Here is an 18,384-nt window from a genome sequence, read left to right as displayed (position 1 = left end):
GTCACGCAGAAGTTAGGCTGGAGCGTGGCTAAATCGCAAATCAACCGTGTTGCCCTCCTGGGGGCGGGCCCTCGGGGCACCAGTGTCCTCGAACGGTTGCTCGCGAATTGGGCTGCGGAGCGTCCGGAGGGCACCAGCCTCCAGATCCATGTGGTGGATCCTTATCCCGCCGGTTCCGGCCACGTGTGGCAGCCTGAACAGTCGCGCCTGTACCTGATGAACACCCAGGCGTTCTATCCCACCCTGATCCCCGAGGATTCGGGGTTGGCGGCACCGTTGGCGGGTGGTTCCTTTGATCAGTGGCGCGAGGCCCGGCGTAGTGATGGAACCGGGCTGAACGACGCCGAAAAGTCGGAGCTGGCGACCCTCGATTCCCACGATTTCCCCAGCCGTGCGCTCTACGGGCGGTATTTGCGGCAAACCCTGGCGGAGCTGCTTGACCGGCTGCCCGACGGCGTGGAGGTCACCTTCCACGAAACGCTCGCCGTGGCGGCGCACCCGGTGGACGGGATGTTCGACGTCGAACTGGCCGACGGCGGAAGGCTCACCGTCGATTCCGTGGTGCTGGCCCTGGGGCACATCGAATCACGGCTGAATCCGGAGCAGAAATCATTCAAGCGCGCAGCTGACGAGTTGGGCTTGCTCTACTTTCCGCCGGCACCGCCCGCAGACGTTGACTGGCAGGCTGTGCCGGACAATGAGCCCGTGCTTGTCCGCGGCATGGGGTTGAACTTCTTTGACGTGATGGGCCAGCTGACCGAGGGCCGCGGGGGCAAGTTCGTTGAGGCCGGAGCGCCTGGCGCCGGGGTGTTGGAATACCGGGCATCAGGCCGGGAGCCCAGGATCATCGCCGCTTCCCGCAGGGGTACGCCGTACCGGGCAAAGGCTGGCTTGGAGGGCTATTACCCCAGCAGCGTCACCATGCGGTATTTGACCGAGGACGCAGTGGACAGGTTCCGGGCAGCGGGCATCCAGCCGGGCTTCGACCATGACCTGTGGCCTTTGCTGCACCGGGACGCGCTGTGGGCCTATTATTCAACACTGGCCCGGTCCCAGCCCGCGGCCATCAAGGATCCGGCGCAGTTCCTGACCGACCTTGAGGACGCGCTTCAACCGCATGCCCACACCACGGCCAACTGGGAAAGCGACGTGGAAATCCTGGTTGAAAAGCATGTGGTTGCTTCGCGCCGGTTGAATCTGCGCGGGTTGGCGGCGCCGTTGGCGGGCCGGACGTTCGAGTCACGGCGCGACCTGGACGCAGCGATCACCGCGTACTTGGACGACGACGCGAGGCGTTCGGCGCTGGGCGAATCGGACCCCGTAAAAATGGCCATCGGCGCGCTCCACACCGGCCGTGCCATCCTCAAGACCGTCGTTGCTGACGGCGGTATCACCGACGAGTCGTGGCTGGCAGGGTTGCGCGGCTGGTTTGAGTCGTTCGTCGAAGGACTGGCCAGCGGACCTCCCGCACTGCGTTCGGAGCAGTTGGCCGCCTTGGCGCGTGCCGGCGTCGTGAGTTTTGTGGGACCAGACCCCAAGTTCAGTGTTGACCGAGGAGCCAAGGTGTTCCGGGCGGCCTCGCCCTGGGTCCACGAAGGGCCCGCTGAGGCGCGGACCCTGATCGAGGCGATGTCGCCGGCGAACAGGGTTGGCATCAATATTTCGCCGCTGCTCGAACAACTTATGTCTGATGGCCTGGTGCGGACCAAGATCATGATGAGTGTGGAGGGGACGCCCATGCAGACCACCGGCCTGGACGTTGAGCCGCATCCGTACCGTCCCATAGCCGCCAACGGATCCATCACGGAAAACCTGTACGTTCTGGGTTTGCAGCTGTCGGCCTCGCAGTGGGGCAACGCCATTGCGGCGGAGGCCCGCCCCCGCTCGGGTCGTGCCTATGCCAGCGGCCAGCGGACCCTGAGGGATGCCGACGAGATCGCACGTAGCATTCTGGGTCTCTAGGGACATGGGGTTGCGCCGCCTGCCGGCCTTCGTTACTGTGTGAGCTGCATCACCCATCAGGGTGTGCGCGCTTTTGATCTGCGGCGGGAGAGTCCTGCCGGTACATATCGTCAGGCGCCGTAGGAGCAAACCCTCCCCAGGAATCTCTCAGGCCCATGTACCGCCGCGGTTAGGCAACTCTGGAAAGAAGTCCGGCTATCGGGCTCACCGAAGGTGCAAGCAGGCCCATGCCTGCGGAAACTCTCAGGTCTACCTACAGAGCGGGGAGGAACCCGAATCAATGTGGCACCCTGTGCCGCCTGAACGACGGAGTTCCTTTGACGATTCATCCTTCCGCTGGCGCCGATTCACCCCATCTCGAACGCCAGCTCAGCAACCGCCACATCCAGCTCATTGCCATCGGCGGCGCGATCGGCACCGGCCTTTTCATGGGCTCGGGCAAGACCATATCCGCCGCCGGCCCGTCCGTCATTTTCGTGTACATGATCATCGGCTTCATGCTGTTCTTCGTCATGCGGGCCATGGGCGAACTGCTCCTGAGCAACCTGAATTACAAGTCCTTCAGCGATTTCGCCGCCGACCTCCTGGGCCCCTGGGCCGGATTCTTCACGGGCTGGACCTACTGGTTCTGCTGGGTCATCACAGGAATTGCCGACGTGATCGCCATCGCCGGGTATTCCCAGGAGCTGTGGCCTTCCCTGCCCCTGTGGGTTCCGGGGCTGATCACCATCGGCATTCTCCTGCTCCTGAACCTCGCCACCGTGAAAGCCTTTGGTGAGACGGAATTCTGGTTCGCACTTATCAAGATCGTGGCCATCGCCGCGCTCATCATTGTTGGCCTGTTCATGATCTTCAGCGGCTTCCAGTCAGACGCCGGTCCTGCCGGTTTCTCCAACTTGTGGAGCCATGGCGGCTTCTTCCCGAACGAGTTCATGGGCTTCGTAGCCGGCTTCCAGATCGCAGTGTTCGCGTTCGTGGGCATCGAACTGGTGGGCACCACCGCCGCGGAAGCCAAGGACCCGGAGAAGAACCTCCCCAAGGCGATCAACTCCATTCCCATCCGCGTGCTCCTCTTCTACGTGGGTGCGCTGATCATCCTCATGTCAGTCACTCCGTGGACACAGTTCGCCGCCGGCCACAGCCCATTCATCGCGATGTTCTCCCTGGCAGGCCTCGGCGCAGCGGCCACCATCGTCAACCTCGTGGTGCTGACATCCGCCATGTCCTCGGCCAACTCCGGGATCTATTCAACATCCCGCATGGTGTTCGGACTGGCACAGGAGGGCGACGCACCCAAGGTGTTCGGCGCCCTCTCCGGACGCAAAGTACCCCGCAACGCCCTGTTCCTTTCCTGCATCCTGCTGCTGTCCGGCGTCGTGCTCATGTACGCAGGCCAGGACGTCGGCAAGGCCTTCGACATGGTCACTACCGTGTCCGCAGTGTGCTTCGTGTTCGTTTGGTCGATCATCCTGGCCAGCTACCTGGCCTTCAGGAAGCGCCGGCCGCACCTGCACGAATCGTCAGCGTTCAAGATGCCCGGTGGCGTGGTGATGGTGTGGGTGGTGTTCGCGTTCTTCGCCTTCGTTTTGTGGGCCCTCACCACCCAGCCGGACACCCTGGTGGCGTTGCTCGCCACCCCGGTGTGGTTTGTGATCCTTGGGGTCGCGTGGATCATCCTCCGCCGCCGGCCCGCGCACCTGGCACGCTACGCGGCGTTCCAGGCCGAATTGCAGCGGGATGCCGAGAGGGTGGCCGAGCCGGAACCGGCCAACAAGTAGCCTTCCGGAACGCAAAAGCAGGGCCCTTCACTCCGGCTGCGTGAAGGGCCCTGCTTTGTGGCTCACCTGTGAGGTATCAGCCCCTCAGGCACTTCTGGTACTCCAACCAGGCGAACGCGTACCGCAGCCAGCCCACGATGTCGTACCACTTGGACGGCTTGGTGGGTGCGGTGCACTGCGGCGGTTGTGGTCCGCCGTCCGCCACCGTGACGGTTGCCTTCACCACCGTTCCACTCTCGACGGCGGTCAGCACCAGGGTGCCGGTGCCTGCAGCTGCCGCCGCCGGAACCTTGAGGTTCACTGCCGCCGCACCGGCCGTCACCGGGACGGAACCGAGCGCCACGGCGGCGCCCTTGCTGTCCACGAAGACGGCATTCAGCGAGCTGTTGGCCGGGCTGCCGATCGACGTCAGGTTCAGCTTGGAGATGGCCAGCGTGATGGGCTCTCCGGTCTTCACCTGCGCCGCGGTCGAGTTGGCCACGGCAACGGAACGGCGTGCGAAGTCCGGAGACACCGGGTTGTGCTCGCGCAGGTACTTGATCCAGGCATCACGGTCCACCAGCCCCGTGTCCTTCGTGTTGCTGCCTTCCTTGAAGATCCGGAAGTTGTCACCGCCGGTCGCCAGGAAGCTGAAGGTACCGATCCTGTACTGCTTGGCGGGATCGATCACGGCGCCGTTCACCCAGATGCCGGTGATGCGGTCACCTGCGGGGCGGGCGGCGTCGTAGGTGTAGTTGACGTTCTTGGACAGTCCCAGCTGCTGGTAAGGGCGGCTGGGAACAGTGCCGTCCGGGTTTGTCTGCCACTGCTGTTCAAGGAGCGTCTTGAACTGCGTGCCTGTCAGGGACGTAGTCCAGAGGTTGTTCACGAACGGCAACACCGCGTTGGCCTCGGCGTAGGTGATGGTCCCGTCCGGCGCGTAGTAGAGCTCGTTGCGCAGGCCGCCCGGGTTCACGACGCCGATCTCCGCAGAGCCCAGTTCGGGTGCCTTGAGCGTGTCCACCAAGGAGTCCGCCACCAGGTTTCCCAGCGTGGACTCGCTCGCGCGGTCGTCGCGCTTCGGCGCTCCACCGGCAGGATCCGGAGTGAAGGCGGTGGTGATATCAGCGGTCACTGCACCCACCGGCTGGTTGCCGATCTCGGCAGCCTGGGCAAGGGCTTTGTCCACGATCGCCTTCACGGCCGCAACCCGCGGGTAGCTGGCCACGAGGCTCTCAGCGGTCTCGGTGGTCCGGTCCACCACGGCGGCTTTGTAGGCAGTGACGGACTTGCTGACGGTGTCTACCGTGAGCGTCACGCTGCCCACGTTTTCGCCGTAATTTCCGGTCTGCACGATGGGCCGGGTCTTGCCCGTGGGCTGGCCGTTGGCGTCCAGGACCGGAGCGTCCCAGGCGTACTCCTTGTGCGTGTGACCGGTGAAGATGGCAGCGACGTCAGGAGTGGTTTCATTGACCAGTTTGGCGAACGGACCACCTGCTGCGACTTCCTGTTCCAAAGTGGCGCCCTCGGGCGTGCCGGAAGCGGCGCCGTCGTGATCCTCCACAATAATCAGGTCCGCCAGGTTCCCTGCCTTGATCTTCGCCGCCACCCGGTTGATGGCTTCCACGGGATCGCCGAATTCAAGATCAGTGATTCCTGCCGGGGTCACCAGGGACGGAACTTCCTGGGTGACGGTGCCGATCACGGCCACGCGCATCCCGTTCATGTCCAGCACTTTGTACTCCGGCAGGACCGGGGTGGTGGTGCCCTTCTGGTAGACGTTCGCGGCCAGGTAGGCGAACTTGGCGTTGGTACCTCCGGCGATGACGCGTTCGCGCAGGTCCTGCCAACCGCCGTCGAACTCGTGGTTGCCCACAGCGGAAGCCTGCAGCTCCAGCGCGTTGAGGACGTCAATGGTGGGCTGGTCCTTCGCCACGGAAGACGCGAACAAGGATGCGCCGATGTTGTCACCGGCTGAGATGAAGGCCGTTGCGCCAGGTGCGGCAGCGGCCCGGAGTTTCTCCACCGTTCCGGCGAAAAGCACGGTGTTGGTGTCGATACGCCCGTGGAAGTCGTTGATGCCCAGGAACTGCAGGTCAACCGTTGCCGGTGCGTCGGGAGTCAGGTTCAACCCCACCACCACGGGGTCGTGGTCGCTGGCCCGGAACTCGTCCGCGGCATAGTAGTTGGTCACATTGTTGTTATACCGGCTGTACTCCAGGGCGACGGACTCTACGGAGTTGATGTTCCAGATGTCGGTTCCGGTAACTTTTTCAGCCGCCGCAGGGGATGCGAGGATGTGGTCCAGGGAACCCACCATGCCGCCGAAAAGATACGAGTGCTTTCCGGTACCAACTTCAAGGTCGGAGTAGCCGGCGCCTGTGAGGACGTTAATGGGATCTTCCTTGGCGTAGGCGTTGAAGTCCCCGATCAGGAAAACCTTGTCCGTGCCCTTGGAAGCCTGCAGGTCCTTGGAGAATGCGAGCAAGGATTCGGCCTGCTTGGTGCGGGCAATGTTGGAGGCGCCCTGGCCTTTGTCGGTGTCGTCCGGGGTAGCCGCGGAGCCCTTGGACTTGAAGTGGTTCACGATAGCAATGAACTTCTTGTCATCGGTTGCGCCCACCGGCTTGAACACCTGTGCCAGCGGCTTGCGGGCACTTGCGAAAGCCACGGTGTCGTTGTGGATGATGGACTCGCCCACGGGCTCGGCAGCGGCCTTCTTGAAAATGAACGCGGTGCGGATCATGTCCTCATCGCTCAGCGGGGGAGCGTTGGCAGGAGTACGGACGTAGTCCCAAACACCCGGTGTCTTCACGTTGAGTGCATCAACCAGCTTGGACAGGGCATCGTCGCGGTTCTTGCCGAACTGTGCCGAGTTCTCGATCTCTTCAAGGGATACGACGTCCGCGCCGGACTTGGTGATGGCCGCCACGATCTTGGCCTGTTGGCGCTCGAAGTTCTCCGCGTTGGCGGCGCCGCGGGCGTTGCAGCCTTCCTTGACCGTGATCGGGTTTCCCTCACGGTCGGTGTAGAAGACGCAGCCGCTCAGCTGGTCCCCGGTGGTGGGGAAGTAGTTGAGCACGTTGAAGGACGCCAGTTTGAGGCTTCCCCCAACGTTGGCCGGACCATCGGGCCTGGTAGCCGTGAAGGAGGCAGGCTGGACTGACTCCGCGTTGGCCGGGGTCAATGCGGCCAGCGGCTGGAATTTCCAGGAGTTGTTGCCGTAGCCCAGGATCACGTCCGTCCGGAACTTCGCGGGCGATCCGACGCGTACGGGATCAGAGGTGGTCAGGTACGGCAGTTGTTGTGCCTTGGTGGTGGAGTCCTTGAGGAAGTTCGTGGAGGCGCCGTCGTCGAGCTTGATGGCACGCAGGGCGTTGTCCGCAACCACAGCGGCGTACTCGGGCGAACCGTAGGTGGCTACCGCCGTCGGCTGTACCAGTGGTGATGTGCCAGCCGCCAGGCCGATCTCGCCGTACTGGTTGAGGGAGTAGTTGTCCGTGACGGTGAAGTCGCCCTGCGGGGCGACGAGCATGCCCTCCAGGCTCTCACGGGCGGCTTCATTGGCCGGCAGGGAGAACGGGGTGGACTTGACCTCGGGTGCTGCCTCGCTGAGCTTCTTCAAGCCTGCGGTTTCGACCGTGATCTGGGTCTGGTTGGCGAATTCGCTCACCGCTCCGGTGAGTTCCAGATAGTCACCCGGCTGGACCGTTCCCGCCGTCGTGGGCGAATAGACGAACAAAGCGTCCGACGCCGTCCTGGCCGCCCCGCCGGTGTCGCCCCCGGTTCCGGGGGTCTGGACGTAGTAGCCGTTGAATCCGCCGGTTGCGTAGACGGCGTTGACCTTGCCACGAGTAGTTACGGTACTGCCCACCAACGGGCTGGTTGCGCCGTTGCCTTGGACCTCGGCAATGGTCTTGACGCCGGGTTGCGGCCCGGGGTCGGTGGGCGGGGTTCCTCCGCCATTGGAACCTGTGGGTGTGATGCTGGCGCTGAGGCTGAAATCGGCGGAGTTGGAGTCTGTGTCCACGCCGTTCGTCCGGTTGAGGCTTTTCACATCGGCGTTACCGCTGGGAGCGCCGGCAGCGGCAGTCTCAAAGGTGTTGGAGGTGCCGTAGCCAAGGAGGTCGGCAATGGCAGGGTTTGCGGTGACCGAGCCGGCAGGGAGCGGTGAGACCGCGGTGGCCTGCCTGGCCAGGACCAGGGTTCCCGTGGTGCCGCTGGGGTTCAGGGTGCCCGTGGCCTGAACATCGGGTGTGGGGAGGTTCGGGGCCGTGGAACTGCCGTTGTTCGTGGCACCCTGAACCAGGTAGTAGCCCTTGGCCGGGATGCTGCCGGTCAGGGGAGTGATACCCGTAGGCGCCGTGGTGGCGGTGGCTGATCTGTACTGCAGGGACCATCCAGCCAGGCTGACGGGTGTGTCCGAGGAGTTGTAGAGCTCAACGAACTTGTTCTTGAACGCGGCGCCTGTGCTGCCGCCGCTGAGGTACGCCTCGTTGATCACCACCGGCGAAGTGCCGCTGGGTGCTGCCGGATCGTCCGCCGCGAAGGCGGGTGCCGCCGTCAGCGGGGCTGCGAGCAAGCCGACGGAGAGAACCGTCCCCGCAGCTGATTTCCAATATTGATGTTGCATCCGCTCTAACTTTCATTAGGGAGCCCTGTAGGGCCCTGTGGACGACGCCCGCTGTCTTGTGAAGTGGGCGATATGCCCGGAAGTTACTCCGGGGTAAAGCTGCCTCGGGCATAGCTGAACACGAACGGATGAATGGGAGGTGGCGCATCGGTGGCCGGAAGGTTCTCCCGGCCACCGACGCTCCTACTTGGCGGCGCCCTTAAGGGTTCCGGTGGTTGCGGCTCCCGCAGCAGCGCCGATCAGGCAGACAATCTCGCGATCGCCGCTCTTCCAGGAATCGCTGGTGGGGTGGAGGAACGTGACATCCAGGGCGGACTCTTCGAAAGGCACTCCTACGAAAGTTGCGAACTCGGCACCGCAGAACTCCTCTGCCTTGGTGCCCACTTCGGTGTCACCGGGGAATGAGGAAGTGTCCATCTTGGTGACAGCGTAGGCCTCGAGGTCGTGGCTCTGGTCGCACGGAATGATGGTGACGTCCACAACTTCCTGGGTATCAGGGTTGGCGATGCAGTCGCCCAGTTTCACTTTGAAGGCGTCAGCCTTGGACGACTCCGTTGGCTTGCCGGATTCATCCCGCTTGGCGTCCCCGCTGCTGATGAGCGAACATCCCGCCAGTGCCAGCGATGCCATGGTCAGCACGGCAGCAGCCCTGAGGGTCTTTGAAAGGTGGAGCATTCTGGTCCTCATTCCAGAAGGAGCACAGGATTCCTGATCGGAAAGGCCCTGTGGTCAACGATGAGGGACCCAACAAGGTATTCCCACGCCGGTCGATCCCCCAAGGCCGACGATGAGAGGCTCCAACCGGCCTGCCCCTGGGTAGGAGGCAGACCGGACGGACCCGATTTTTCCTAGTCTAGGCCGTTTGGCCCTGGTCCTGGATCACCTTGAAGACGGCACCTGTGGGATCGGACAAAGTTGCCAGCCGGCCGAAGGGTGTCTCTTCGGCAGGTTCCATGACGGTGGCGCCCAAGGCCGCGGCCTGCTCAACGGTGGCATCGGTGTCCGCTACCGCGAAGTAAACACTCCACATGGAAGGGACCTGCGGGGGGAGGAAGCCGGAGGCATCCATGATGCCGGCCTTGGCGTTGTCCCCGGAGCCGAGGGTGGTGTACCGGAATTCCGGGGTGTCGCTCATGACGTCCGTTTCCCAGCCGAACACCTTTTGGTAAAAGGCGACCGCGGAGTCGTAATCCTTGGAGAGGAGCTCATGCCAAGCTGGGGCGCCTGCCTCGGCAGCGATCTCATAGCCCTTCATCTCCCCGAATTGCCAGGCGCCGATCGAGGCACCCGAAGAGTCACCGTACATGGCCATGCTGCCTTGCTCGGGGACCTCCATCGGTTCCAGGTACACCTGGCCGCCGTTGGCAGCTGCAGCCGCCGTAGTGGCCTGGATGTCATCGGTGCGCAGGTAAGTGGACCACACATCCGGCATGGCACCCATGTCCTCCTGCTTCTGCATGATCCCTGCAACCATCCGGCCGTCCTTGGACGCTGTGATGTAGCCGCCGTACTTCTCCTGGTCACCGGTCTGGTAGGTCCAGCCGAAAAGTGCGCCGTAGAACGCCTTGGCCTTCTCTGTATCGGACGTCATCAAATCGATCCAGCAAGGTGCTCCCGGAGTGATGTCAGGGGTAGGCATGGATGAAGCTCCTGTAGTTGTTTCCGCGGTGAAAACCACGGCCGGTGGCCGTTGGTGTGAAGACAGTCAGAACACTATGCCGGGGGTCTGACACTTTCAATGATCTTCGGCGGGTCACTTCCCGGAGCGGGGTGGCGCAGGCAGCGGCAGCAACAAAAATGCCCCGGGTTGAAGAACCCGGGGCATTCGCTGGCGGAAGGTAAGGGATTTGAACCCTTGGTACGGGGTTACCGCACACTGGTTTTCAAGACCAGCTCCTTAGGCCGCTCGGACAACCTTCCTCGCCTAGTAGTGTTTCATAGGGAGTTGGCTGTTCCAAAACATCACGTCTTCCAGTCCCCGTCCCGGGGCCGGCGGACAAGCAAGAAACCGGGAGTTCGTCATGAAAGCCGTCTACATTTCAGAGCCGGGCGGGCCCGAAGTCCTCGAGGTCCGCGAGGTCCCCTCCCCGGTGCCGGGCGATGGCGAGGTACTGATCGACGTCGTCGCTGCGGGCCTGAACCGTGCGGACGTCCAGCAGCGGCGCGGCTTCTACCCGCCGCCGCCCGGGGCTTCCGAAATTCCCGGGCTTGAGGTTTCCGGCCGTATCTCCGCCTTCGGCCCCGGCGTGACCAAGGCTTTCTCCGTGGGCGACAAGGTGGTGGCGCTCCTGTCCGGCGGCGGCTACGCCCAGCAGGTGGCTGTTCCTGCTGAACAAGTACTCCGTGTTCCTGAGGGAGTGGACCTGATCACCGCAGCTGCCCTGCCCGAGGTTGCCGCGACCGTATATTCCAACCTCGTCATGACGGCACAGCTGCAACCAGGTGAGACGGTTCTCATCCACGGTGCCACCGGCGGCATCGGCACCATGGCCATCCAGCTTGCGAAAGCCTACGGTGCCACGGTGGCCACAACGGCAGGGACGGACGAGAAGGTCGGCACGGCCAAGGCATTCCTCGGCGCCGACATAGCCATCAACTACAACGAAGAAGATTTCGTTGAAAGCCTCAAGGCACAAAACGGCGGCGAAGGCGCGGACGTCATCCTCGACGTCGTGGGTGCCAAGTACCTCCAGCAGAACGTCGATGCGCTTGCCGAATACGGCAGGCTCATCATCATCGGTCTGCAGGGCGGCGCCAAGGCGGAAATCAACCTGGGCCAGCTCCTCAGCAAACGTGCAGCGGTGATCGGCACGGCCCTCCGGCCGCGTTCGGTCGCCGAAAAGGGCATCATCATGACGGCGGTGCGCGAGTCGGTGTGGCCAATGGTCACCGACGGGCGCATCACGCCGCTCGTCGCGAAGACCTTCCCTCTGGATCAGGTCCGCCAAGCACATGAGTACTTCGACTCGGGGGACCACGTGGGTAAGGTCCTCTTGCTCCTCTGAAATCCAGCCAACCCGCAGCAAGGAGCTTCATGTCGATCCGGCACAGCCTTCTGGCCCTGCTCCAGGACCAGCCCAGGTACGGCTATGAGTTGCGCGTCGAATTCGAGGACCGGACGGGTGCCGCCTGGCCCCTGAACATCGGCCAGGTTTACACCACCCTGGACCGGCTGGAGCGCGACGGCCTGGTCAGCAAGGACGGCGACGACGGCGGCGGCCACGTGGTCTACAGCATCACTGACGCAGGGGTTGAGGAAGTCGCGGCGTGGTTCTCCGGGGCCGTGGACCGGGGAAATCCGCCGCGGAACGAGATCGCCATCAAGCTCGCGCTCGCCGTGACCATGCCCGGGGTGGATGCCGCGGCAGTGATCCAGTCCCAGCGTGAGGTCTCCGTCAAGGCCCTGCAGGAGCATACGCAGGCGCGGAAAGCGGTCTCGGCCAACCAGCGCTCGGCTGATACCGCGTTCCTGCTGGTGCTCGATTCGCTGGTGTTCCAGGCAGAGGCGGAAGTCCGGTGGCTTGACCTGTGCGAGGCCCGCATGGTGCAGACACTGGGCAAGGGTGGGTCCAACAGCGCTGGTCCCGGCTAGACGACCGTTTGCCGCATGCAGGATACCGCTTGACGCAGCCAATGGTTCTGGGCGTGAGTCCTGCCATTGCGCGGGGAACCTCCTTGCTAACTTGCCCGTGACGCACGTCCGAGCCAAGGCAGCGCAGCAGTTCTCAAGGAGGAGATATGGGCAAGAATCCTGACCAGACCGGACTCATGGAAGGACTTGATCCCACGCTTCCTGCACCTGCGGTGGATGATTCGGTCCGCGACGCCGAGCAAAGCACCTGGACTCCGGCGAAGATAGGTGTTTGGGTGGCGATTTCGCTGCTCGGTGCGGTGGCGTGGTTCATGCTCGCCCTTGTTCGCGGCGAGACGGTGAATGCCATCTGGTTTGTCTTCGCCGCTGTATGTACATACCTGATCGGCTACCGCTTCTATTCCAAGGTCATTGAACGCTACCTGCTGAAGCCGGATGACCGCAGGGCTACGCCCGCCGAGTACAAAGCCGATGGCAAGGACTATGTCCGGACGGACCGGAACGTCTTGTTCGGGCACCACTTCGCGGCAATCGCCGGTGCGGGCCCCCTGGTGGGGCCGGTCATCGCGGCCCAGATGGGCTATCTTCCAGGCACTATCTGGATCATCATCGGCGTCGTTCTTGCCGGTGCCGTGCAGGACTATCTGGTGATGTTCTTCTCGATGCGCCGCGGCGGCCGGTCCTTGGGCCAGATGGCCCGCGAGGAACTGGGAGTCATCGGTGGTACAGCAGCTTTGATCGCAACGTTGCTGATCATGATCATCATTGTGGCCATCCTTGCACTGGTAGTGGTCAACGCCCTGGGCGAGAGCCCGTGGGGTGTGTTCTCCGTCGGAATGACCATCCCGATTGCGCTGTTCATGGGCGTGTACTTGCGGTTCATCCGGCCCGGCAAGGTGATGGAGGTTTCCATCATTGGTTTCGTGCTGCTCATGGCGGCCATCATCGGCGGCGGTGCGGTGGCAGGTACCGAATGGGGTGCGGCATTCTTCCACCTGGACAAGGTGACCATCGCGTGGGGCCTGATCATTTACGGTTTCATTGCCGCGATCCTGCCCGTGTGGCTGCTGCTCGCGCCGCGCGACTACCTCTCCACGTTCATGAAGATCGGCGTGATCGTGATGCTTGCCCTCGCCATCATTGTGGTGCGGCCGGAAATCACTGTCCCCGCGTTCAGCGAGTTCGCCGGCCGCGAGAACGGCCCGGTCTTCTCCGGTGCATTGTTCCCGTTCCTGTTCGTCACGATTGCCTGTGGGGCCCTGTCCGGGTTCCACGCCCTCATTTCCTCTGGAACCACTCCCAAACTGATTGAGAAGGAACGCCAGACCCGGTTCATTGGCTACGGCGGCATGCTCATGGAGTCCTTCGTGGCCATCATGGCGCTCGTGGCGGCAATCTCGATTGACCGCGGCATCTACTTCGCCATGAACGCGCCCCTGGCCCTGACCGGTGGCACGGTGGAGTCAGCCGCCACCTGGGTGAACAGCCTGGGCCTTGCGAATGTGAACATCACCCCGGACGTGCTGGCCCAGACGGCCAAGGACGTGGGCGAGGAAAGCATCATCTCCCGGTCCGGTGGTGCGCCGACGCTGGCAGTTGGCTTGGCGCACATCATGCAGCAGTTCATCGGCGGTCCCGCCATGATGGCGTTCTGGTACCACTTCGCCATCATGTTTGAAGCCCTCTTCATCCTCACCGCCGTGGACGCCGGAACCCGCGTGGCCCGGTTCATGCTGCAGGATTCCATTGGCAACTTCGTTCCCAAGTTCAAGGAAGCTTCGTGGCGCCCCGGTGCCTGGCTGTGCACGGCCATCATGGTCGCAGCCTGGGGTGCTGTGTTGTTGATGGGTGTGACAGATCCGCTGGGCGGCATCAACACGCTCTTCCCGCTGTTCGGCATCGCCAACCAACTCCTGGCGGCCATTGCGTTGGCCGTGTGCCTGGCCATCGTTGCCAAGCGTGGCACCTTCAAGTGGCTGTGGATCGTGGCCGTCCCGCTGGCTTTCACCGCCGTCGTCACCATCACGGCCAGCTTCCACAAGATCTTCTCGCCCGTCCCGGCCGTGGGCTATTTCGCCAACAACCGGGCGTTCTCCAAGGCATTGGCTGACGGCAAGACGGAGTTCGGTACGGCCAAGACGGTGGCGGCCATGGAAGCTGTGGTCCGCAATACCGCCGTCCAGGGATGGTTGTCGGTAATCTTCGTGGTCTTGAGCATCATCGTGATCCTCACGGCACTGATAGCCACCATCAAGGCCATCCGGGCCGGCGGGGGACAGGACCATGAAGATCCCGCCGCACCGTCCAGGGTATTCGCTCCTGCAGGCCTGTTCCCCACCCCGGCCGAGAAGGCGCTGCTCGCCGAATGGAACGCGTTGCCGGCGGACAAGCGCACCCATAAGGCGGGGCATCACTGATGAACGCGGTCACCAAGGGCTTTCGGGGGTTGGCGGCCTACATGAGCTCACTCATGGGTGCTGACGCGTACACGAAATACCTTGAGCACTTCACCACCACCGGCCACGCCGGTCCTGCCATGACTGAACGCGAGTTCTGGCGGGACCGGATGGACCGGCAGGACAGCAATCCCCAGGGCCGCTGCTGCTGAGACTTGGTTTCGCTACGAACGAAGTCCAAAATCCGGGCTGTGGCCGGAGGTTCATGGGAACCACATGAGAGTATGAACGAATGAGCGATCTGAACAACATTCAGCCCACGGATGAGGCTTCGGACGACACTCCCGTGGAGGGAACCACACTCGACGGGGATGCGGCTACGCCCGATAACCGGCAATCCCCCCAGGACGAGCCTGCGACCGACGTCAAACCCAAGCCCAGCCTTCATGAACTGGTGGACGAACCGGCCAAAGTAATGCGGATTGGCACGATGATCCGGCAGCTTCTGGAGGAAGTTAAGAGCGCCCCCCTTGATGACGCCGCCCGCGGACGCCTTGCTGAAATCCATGAGCGGTCCATCAAGGAACTCGAAGACGGACTGGCACCCGAGCTCATCGAAGAGCTGGAACGCATCAGCCTGCCCTTCCCTGAGGAGAAGGCACCTTCGGATGCCGAGCTTCGCATCGCACAAGCCCAGCTGGTTGGATGGCTGGAAGGGCTGTTCCACGGCATCCAGGCGGCAATGGCCGCCCAGCAGGCTGCCAAGGAACACGCCGCAGCGCAGATGCAGCTCCGGCAGCTTCCTCCGGGAACGGTCATCGCTCCGGGCATCGTGATCGGTGAGAACGGGCAACCGCAACGGGCCACTGCGCCCAATGCTCCGGGTGCTGCCGCCAACGGCCGCCCGGAAGATCCCGACCATGGCCCGGGCCAGTACCTCTGAGCTCGCGGGTGGGTTTCTTTGGGGCCGTCCGGCAGGGGCGGAAGGACGATCTTGAGCTCGGCAAGGGCTTGTGGCGCCGTGCCCATGACCGCTTCCATCGCGGGCTGGACCGTTACCACCAGGTCCTTGAAGGCGTCGACGACGAGCAGCTTTACAACGAGCTTGTACAGATCGCCAATGAACTGGCGGAGTTGTCCCCGCGCGTGCGGAGCATCTGCGTAGAGGCGCAGAAACGCTCGCCCAGCGATGGGCTGGACGTGCCGGGGGCGCTTGCGGGTGTGCACCGGGCGTTGTCGAAAGCCGGAAACTCGCTCGCCACCACGGCGGAGGCTGCGGCGATGCTGCGTTTGGCTGTGGGTCCTGTCCCGGTTGGTGCACTGTCCGTGCGACGCCGGGCGGAGTCCGTCTTCGAGCAGGTGGCCGACGCGGAGCGCCAACTCAATCCGTGACGATTCACGAATAAGTAAGGCGTTGGCAACTACACGCGTGCGCCCTTATTCCCTGTATGCAAGAAGTTAAGCGGATAGCTGATCTTCGTCATAATCCGCCCATGAACCGGGCCGTAGCTGGCAGGATGACAAACATGACTTCGTCACCAGAACTTACTTTTAACGACGGCAACACCATTCCCCAGCTCGGCTACGGGGTGTGGCAGGTTGAAGACGATGTAGCCGAAAAGGTAGTACGCCAGGCTTTCGACGCCGGGTTCCGCCACATCGATACCGCCAAGATCTACGGCAATGAGGCCGGCGTTGGCCGTGCCATCGCCTCCTCGGGTCTTTCCGCCGATGAAATCTTCATCACCACCAAGCTGTGGAACGCGGACCAGGGATACGAATCCACGCTGGAGGCTTTTGAGAAGTCGCTCGACCGCCTTGGCCTCGAAACCCTGGACCTTTACCTCATCCACTGGCAGCAGCCCAAGCAGGAGAAGTACGTCGACACCTGGAAGGCCCTCATCGAGCTCAAGAAGCGCGGCCGGGTCAAGTCCATTGGTGTCTCCAACTTCACCAAGGAAGGCCTGCAGCACATCATCGATGAAACCGGCGTTGTCCCGGCCATCAACCAGGTTGAGCTGCACCCCTTCTTCAACCAGGCCGAGCTGCGTGAGTTCAATGCCTCCAAGGGCATCCTGACCCAGGCTTGGTCCCCGCTGGGCCAGGGTGGTGAGCTCCTGGAGAGCGCCACAATTGCTGAGATCGCAGCCAAGCACGGTGCCACGCCGGCGCAGGTTGTCATCGCATGGCACTTGGCCATCGGCAACGTAGTGATCCCCAAGTCGGTCACGGAGTCCCGCATCCAGGAGAACTTCGCCGCCTTGGACGTCACGCTGGACGCCACCGACGTCGAGGCCATCAACAGCCTGGACCGCGGTGCCGAAGGCCGCATCGGTCCGGACCCGGCAGTCTCCGACTTCGCCTAAGGTCCACGCCTTACCAGGTGCCCCGCTCCCGTCCAGGGTGCGGGGCACCTGCCGTTAACGCCCGACGCCGGAACCCGGCTTGGGAGGGCAGCGACAGCTAATCGTGGCGTGTGTCTTATGGGGTGAGGGGTGCGAGGGTGGTCACGGAGAAGGGCACTTCCAGCAAAGGCTTCACTGCCTCCACGAAGTCCTTCACATGCCGTTGCCGGTTGTGTGTTTCCAGATCTTCGTGACTGGCCCAGTTTTCAAACATGACGAAGGTGCCTGGCCGCTGCACATCGGCGAAAACGGTGTACTCCAGGCATCCGGGGTCCTTTCGGCTGTCTGATTGCAGGGCGCTGAGGACTCTTTGCAGCTCGCTTTCGCGCCCTGCTTTGGCGGTGAATACCGGCATGAGCCATACTTCGGCGGTCTTTTCGTTGGTAGGCATCTAACTTCCTTGGTTACGGCCGGGAGGGACGGGGAGGGACGGATCCTCCCCGTCCCTCCCTCATGGGATCAGTCGGTTACTTGTGGAACCTCAACCCAGGTCTCTTTGGCCGCGGATTCGATGATCGCGTCGTCGATGAGGGCGACTTGATAGCCGTCGGCGAAGTTCGGGTTAACGCTTCCGCCTTCGGAGATTGCCTTGAAGAAGTCGTGGGCCTCGATGATCTTGGTCTCTCCGTAGCCAATGCCCAGGGCCGGAATGGGCCACAGCCCCTCACCGTAGGGGTGGGCCGGGCCTGTGTAAACGGTCCGGAAACCGCGACGATCTGCCTGGTCGGAAGCGAAACAGACCTGCAGCTCGTCGCGTCGCTCGTAGTTGAAGACGATGCTGCCTTCGGTTCCGTGGATTTCGAAGGTGATGTAGTTGTTCCTGCCGTGCGCGTTGCGTGTTGCTTCGACGGATCCGACGGCTCCGTTCGCGAAGCGGATCATGGTCATCACTTCGTCATCGACGTCAACCTTGCCCCGCGGGCCTTCTCCACCCCGTATGGTGCCGAGTGCATCGGCTCCCGCTGTTTGGACCGGCCGCTCCGGGATCCATGTTGACAGGACTGCATTGACAGCGCTGAACTCTCCCACGAGGTATCGGGCCATGTCCATAACATGGGTTGCGATGTCGCCGAGGGCGCCGGAGCCTGCGATGGACTTCTGGAACCGCCATGACAGTGGTGAGTTCGGGTCGGCGCTCCAGTCCTGGAGGTAGGTTCCACGGAAATTGAGAATCTGGCCGATTGCACCTTCTTCGATGTACTTCTTTGCCAGGGCAACCGCGGGGGTGCGCCGGTAGTTGAAGGCGACCATGTGGACGATGTCCTTGTCCTTGACGGCGTCGTACATGGCCTTGGACTCTTCGCCGGTACGTGCGAGGGGCTTCTCACAAATGATGTGCTTGCCCGCTTCGGCTGCGGCGATGGCGATTTCAGCGTGGAGATGGTTGGGCGTCGCGATATCGACGACGTGGATGTCCGGATCATCAATGATTGTCCGCCAGTCCGACGTGGAGTTTTCGAAGCCGAAGCGCCGGGCGGCTTCTGCGGCCAATTCGGGGTTCGCCTCTGCGATGACCTTGCGGACCGGCAGTGCCGGAGCAGGCCAGAAGAACATGGGCATGGCGGCGTAGGCCAGCGAGTGGGCCTTGCCCATGAAGCCTCCACCGATGAGGCCGACATTAAGGTTCTGCATGTAAATC

The 18,384-nt window shown here is 63.0% G+C and carries 14 protein-coding genes, 1 tRNA gene and 1 riboswitch; of the genes, 9 read left to right on the top strand and 6 right to left on the bottom strand.

Annotated elements, in window-relative coordinates:
• Nucleotides 1-24 precede the first annotated feature (24 nt).
• The gene (locus IEY62_RS14645; RefSeq protein WP_189019095.1) at nucleotides 25-1,962 is read left to right on the top strand and encodes an FAD/NAD(P)-binding protein; all 1,938 of its coding nucleotides are present in this window, start codon (nucleotides 25-27) and stop codon (nucleotides 1,960-1,962) included.
• Nucleotides 1,963-2,036: 74 nt separating this feature from the next.
• Nucleotides 2,037-2,135, top strand: a riboswitch (glycine riboswitch).
• A gap of 144 nt (nucleotides 2,136-2,279) precedes the next feature.
• Entirely contained in the window at nucleotides 2,280-3,740 is a 1,461-nt protein-coding gene (gene cycA, locus IEY62_RS14640) for a D-serine/D-alanine/glycine transporter (RefSeq protein WP_189019093.1), read from the top strand.
• A 76-nt stretch (nucleotides 3,741-3,816) separates the two neighbouring features.
• Here cycA and IEY62_RS14635 read toward each other — a convergent pair whose 3' ends face one another.
• The 4 genes from IEY62_RS14635 to IEY62_RS14620 form a co-directional block, all read right to left on the bottom strand.
• Nucleotides 3,817-8,352 carry an ExeM/NucH family extracellular endonuclease gene (locus tag IEY62_RS14635; RefSeq protein ID WP_189019091.1) on the bottom strand — a complete coding sequence of 1,512 codons (4,536 nt, stop codon included), beginning with the start codon at nucleotides 8,350-8,352 and terminating at the stop codon, nucleotides 3,817-3,819.
• Between the two features lie 183 nt (nucleotides 8,353-8,535).
• Complete coding sequence (locus IEY62_RS14630) at nucleotides 8,536-9,027, bottom strand: septum formation family protein (RefSeq protein WP_189019088.1); 492 nt, start codon at nucleotides 9,025-9,027, stop codon at nucleotides 8,536-8,538.
• A gap of 178 nt (nucleotides 9,028-9,205) precedes the next feature.
• The gene (locus IEY62_RS14625; protein WP_189019086.1) at nucleotides 9,206-9,991 is read right to left on the bottom strand and encodes a VOC family protein; all 786 of its coding nucleotides are present in this window, start codon (nucleotides 9,989-9,991) and stop codon (nucleotides 9,206-9,208) included.
• 190 nt (nucleotides 9,992-10,181) lie between these two features.
• Nucleotides 10,182-10,272 (bottom strand) — tRNA-Ser (locus IEY62_RS14620).
• A 101-nt stretch (nucleotides 10,273-10,373) separates the two neighbouring features.
• On the opposite strand from IEY62_RS14620, the gene IEY62_RS14615 reads away from it, so the two are divergent.
• The 7 genes from IEY62_RS14615 (at nucleotide 10,374) to IEY62_RS14585 (ending at nucleotide 16,706) form a co-directional block, all read left to right on the top strand.
• Nucleotides 10,374-11,357 carry an NAD(P)H-quinone oxidoreductase gene (locus IEY62_RS14615; protein ID WP_189019084.1) on the top strand — a complete coding sequence of 328 codons (984 nt, stop codon included), beginning with the start codon at nucleotides 10,374-10,376 and terminating at the stop codon, nucleotides 11,355-11,357.
• A 29-nt stretch (nucleotides 11,358-11,386) separates the two neighbouring features.
• Nucleotides 11,387-11,944 carry a PadR family transcriptional regulator gene (locus IEY62_RS14610; RefSeq protein WP_189019082.1) on the top strand — a complete coding sequence of 186 codons (558 nt, stop codon included), beginning with the start codon at nucleotides 11,387-11,389 and terminating at the stop codon, nucleotides 11,942-11,944.
• A 146-nt stretch (nucleotides 11,945-12,090) separates the two neighbouring features.
• A complete protein-coding gene (locus tag IEY62_RS14605) occupies nucleotides 12,091-14,361 on the top strand; it encodes a carbon starvation CstA family protein (protein WP_189019080.1) in 2,271 nt (756 codons plus the stop codon).
• A complete protein-coding gene (locus IEY62_RS14600) occupies nucleotides 14,361-14,552 on the top strand; it encodes a YbdD/YjiX family protein (protein WP_189019077.1) in 192 nt (63 codons plus the stop codon). The genes IEY62_RS14605 and IEY62_RS14600 overlap by 1 nt, the downstream gene beginning before the upstream one ends.
• Nucleotides 14,553-14,632: 80 nt before the next feature.
• Entirely contained in the window at nucleotides 14,633-15,283 is a 651-nt protein-coding gene (locus IEY62_RS14595) for a bacterial proteasome activator family protein (RefSeq protein WP_189019075.1), read from the top strand.
• An 8-nt stretch (nucleotides 15,284-15,291) separates the two neighbouring features.
• Nucleotides 15,292-15,732, top strand: a complete 441-nt coding sequence (locus tag IEY62_RS14590; protein ID WP_189019073.1) for a hypothetical protein — start codon at nucleotides 15,292-15,294, stop codon at nucleotides 15,730-15,732.
• A 134-nt stretch (nucleotides 15,733-15,866) separates the two neighbouring features.
• The gene (locus tag IEY62_RS14585) at nucleotides 15,867-16,706 is read left to right on the top strand and encodes an aldo/keto reductase (RefSeq protein WP_189019071.1); all 840 of its coding nucleotides are present in this window, start codon (nucleotides 15,867-15,869) and stop codon (nucleotides 16,704-16,706) included.
• A 115-nt stretch (nucleotides 16,707-16,821) separates the two neighbouring features.
• Here IEY62_RS14585 and IEY62_RS14580 read toward each other — a convergent pair whose 3' ends face one another.
• Together IEY62_RS14580 and IEY62_RS14575 are read right to left on the bottom strand one after the other, a co-directional pair.
• Nucleotides 16,822-17,136 carry a putative quinol monooxygenase gene (locus tag IEY62_RS14580; RefSeq protein WP_229785332.1) on the bottom strand — a complete coding sequence of 105 codons (315 nt, stop codon included), beginning with the start codon at nucleotides 17,134-17,136 and terminating at the stop codon, nucleotides 16,822-16,824.
• A gap of 68 nt (nucleotides 17,137-17,204) precedes the next feature.
• On the bottom strand, nucleotides 17,205-18,377 hold the full coding sequence (locus IEY62_RS14575; RefSeq protein ID WP_189019068.1) for a levoglucosan dehydrogenase: 1,173 nt from the start codon (nucleotides 18,375-18,377) through the stop codon (nucleotides 17,205-17,207).
• Nucleotides 18,378-18,384 lie beyond the last annotated feature (7 nt).

Source organism: Paenarthrobacter histidinolovorans, from assembly GCF_014647595.1.
Taxonomy (GTDB): Bacteria; Actinomycetota; Actinomycetes; order Actinomycetales; family Micrococcaceae; genus Arthrobacter; species Arthrobacter histidinolovorans.
This window is presented reverse-complemented; position numbering and strand designations above follow the sequence as displayed.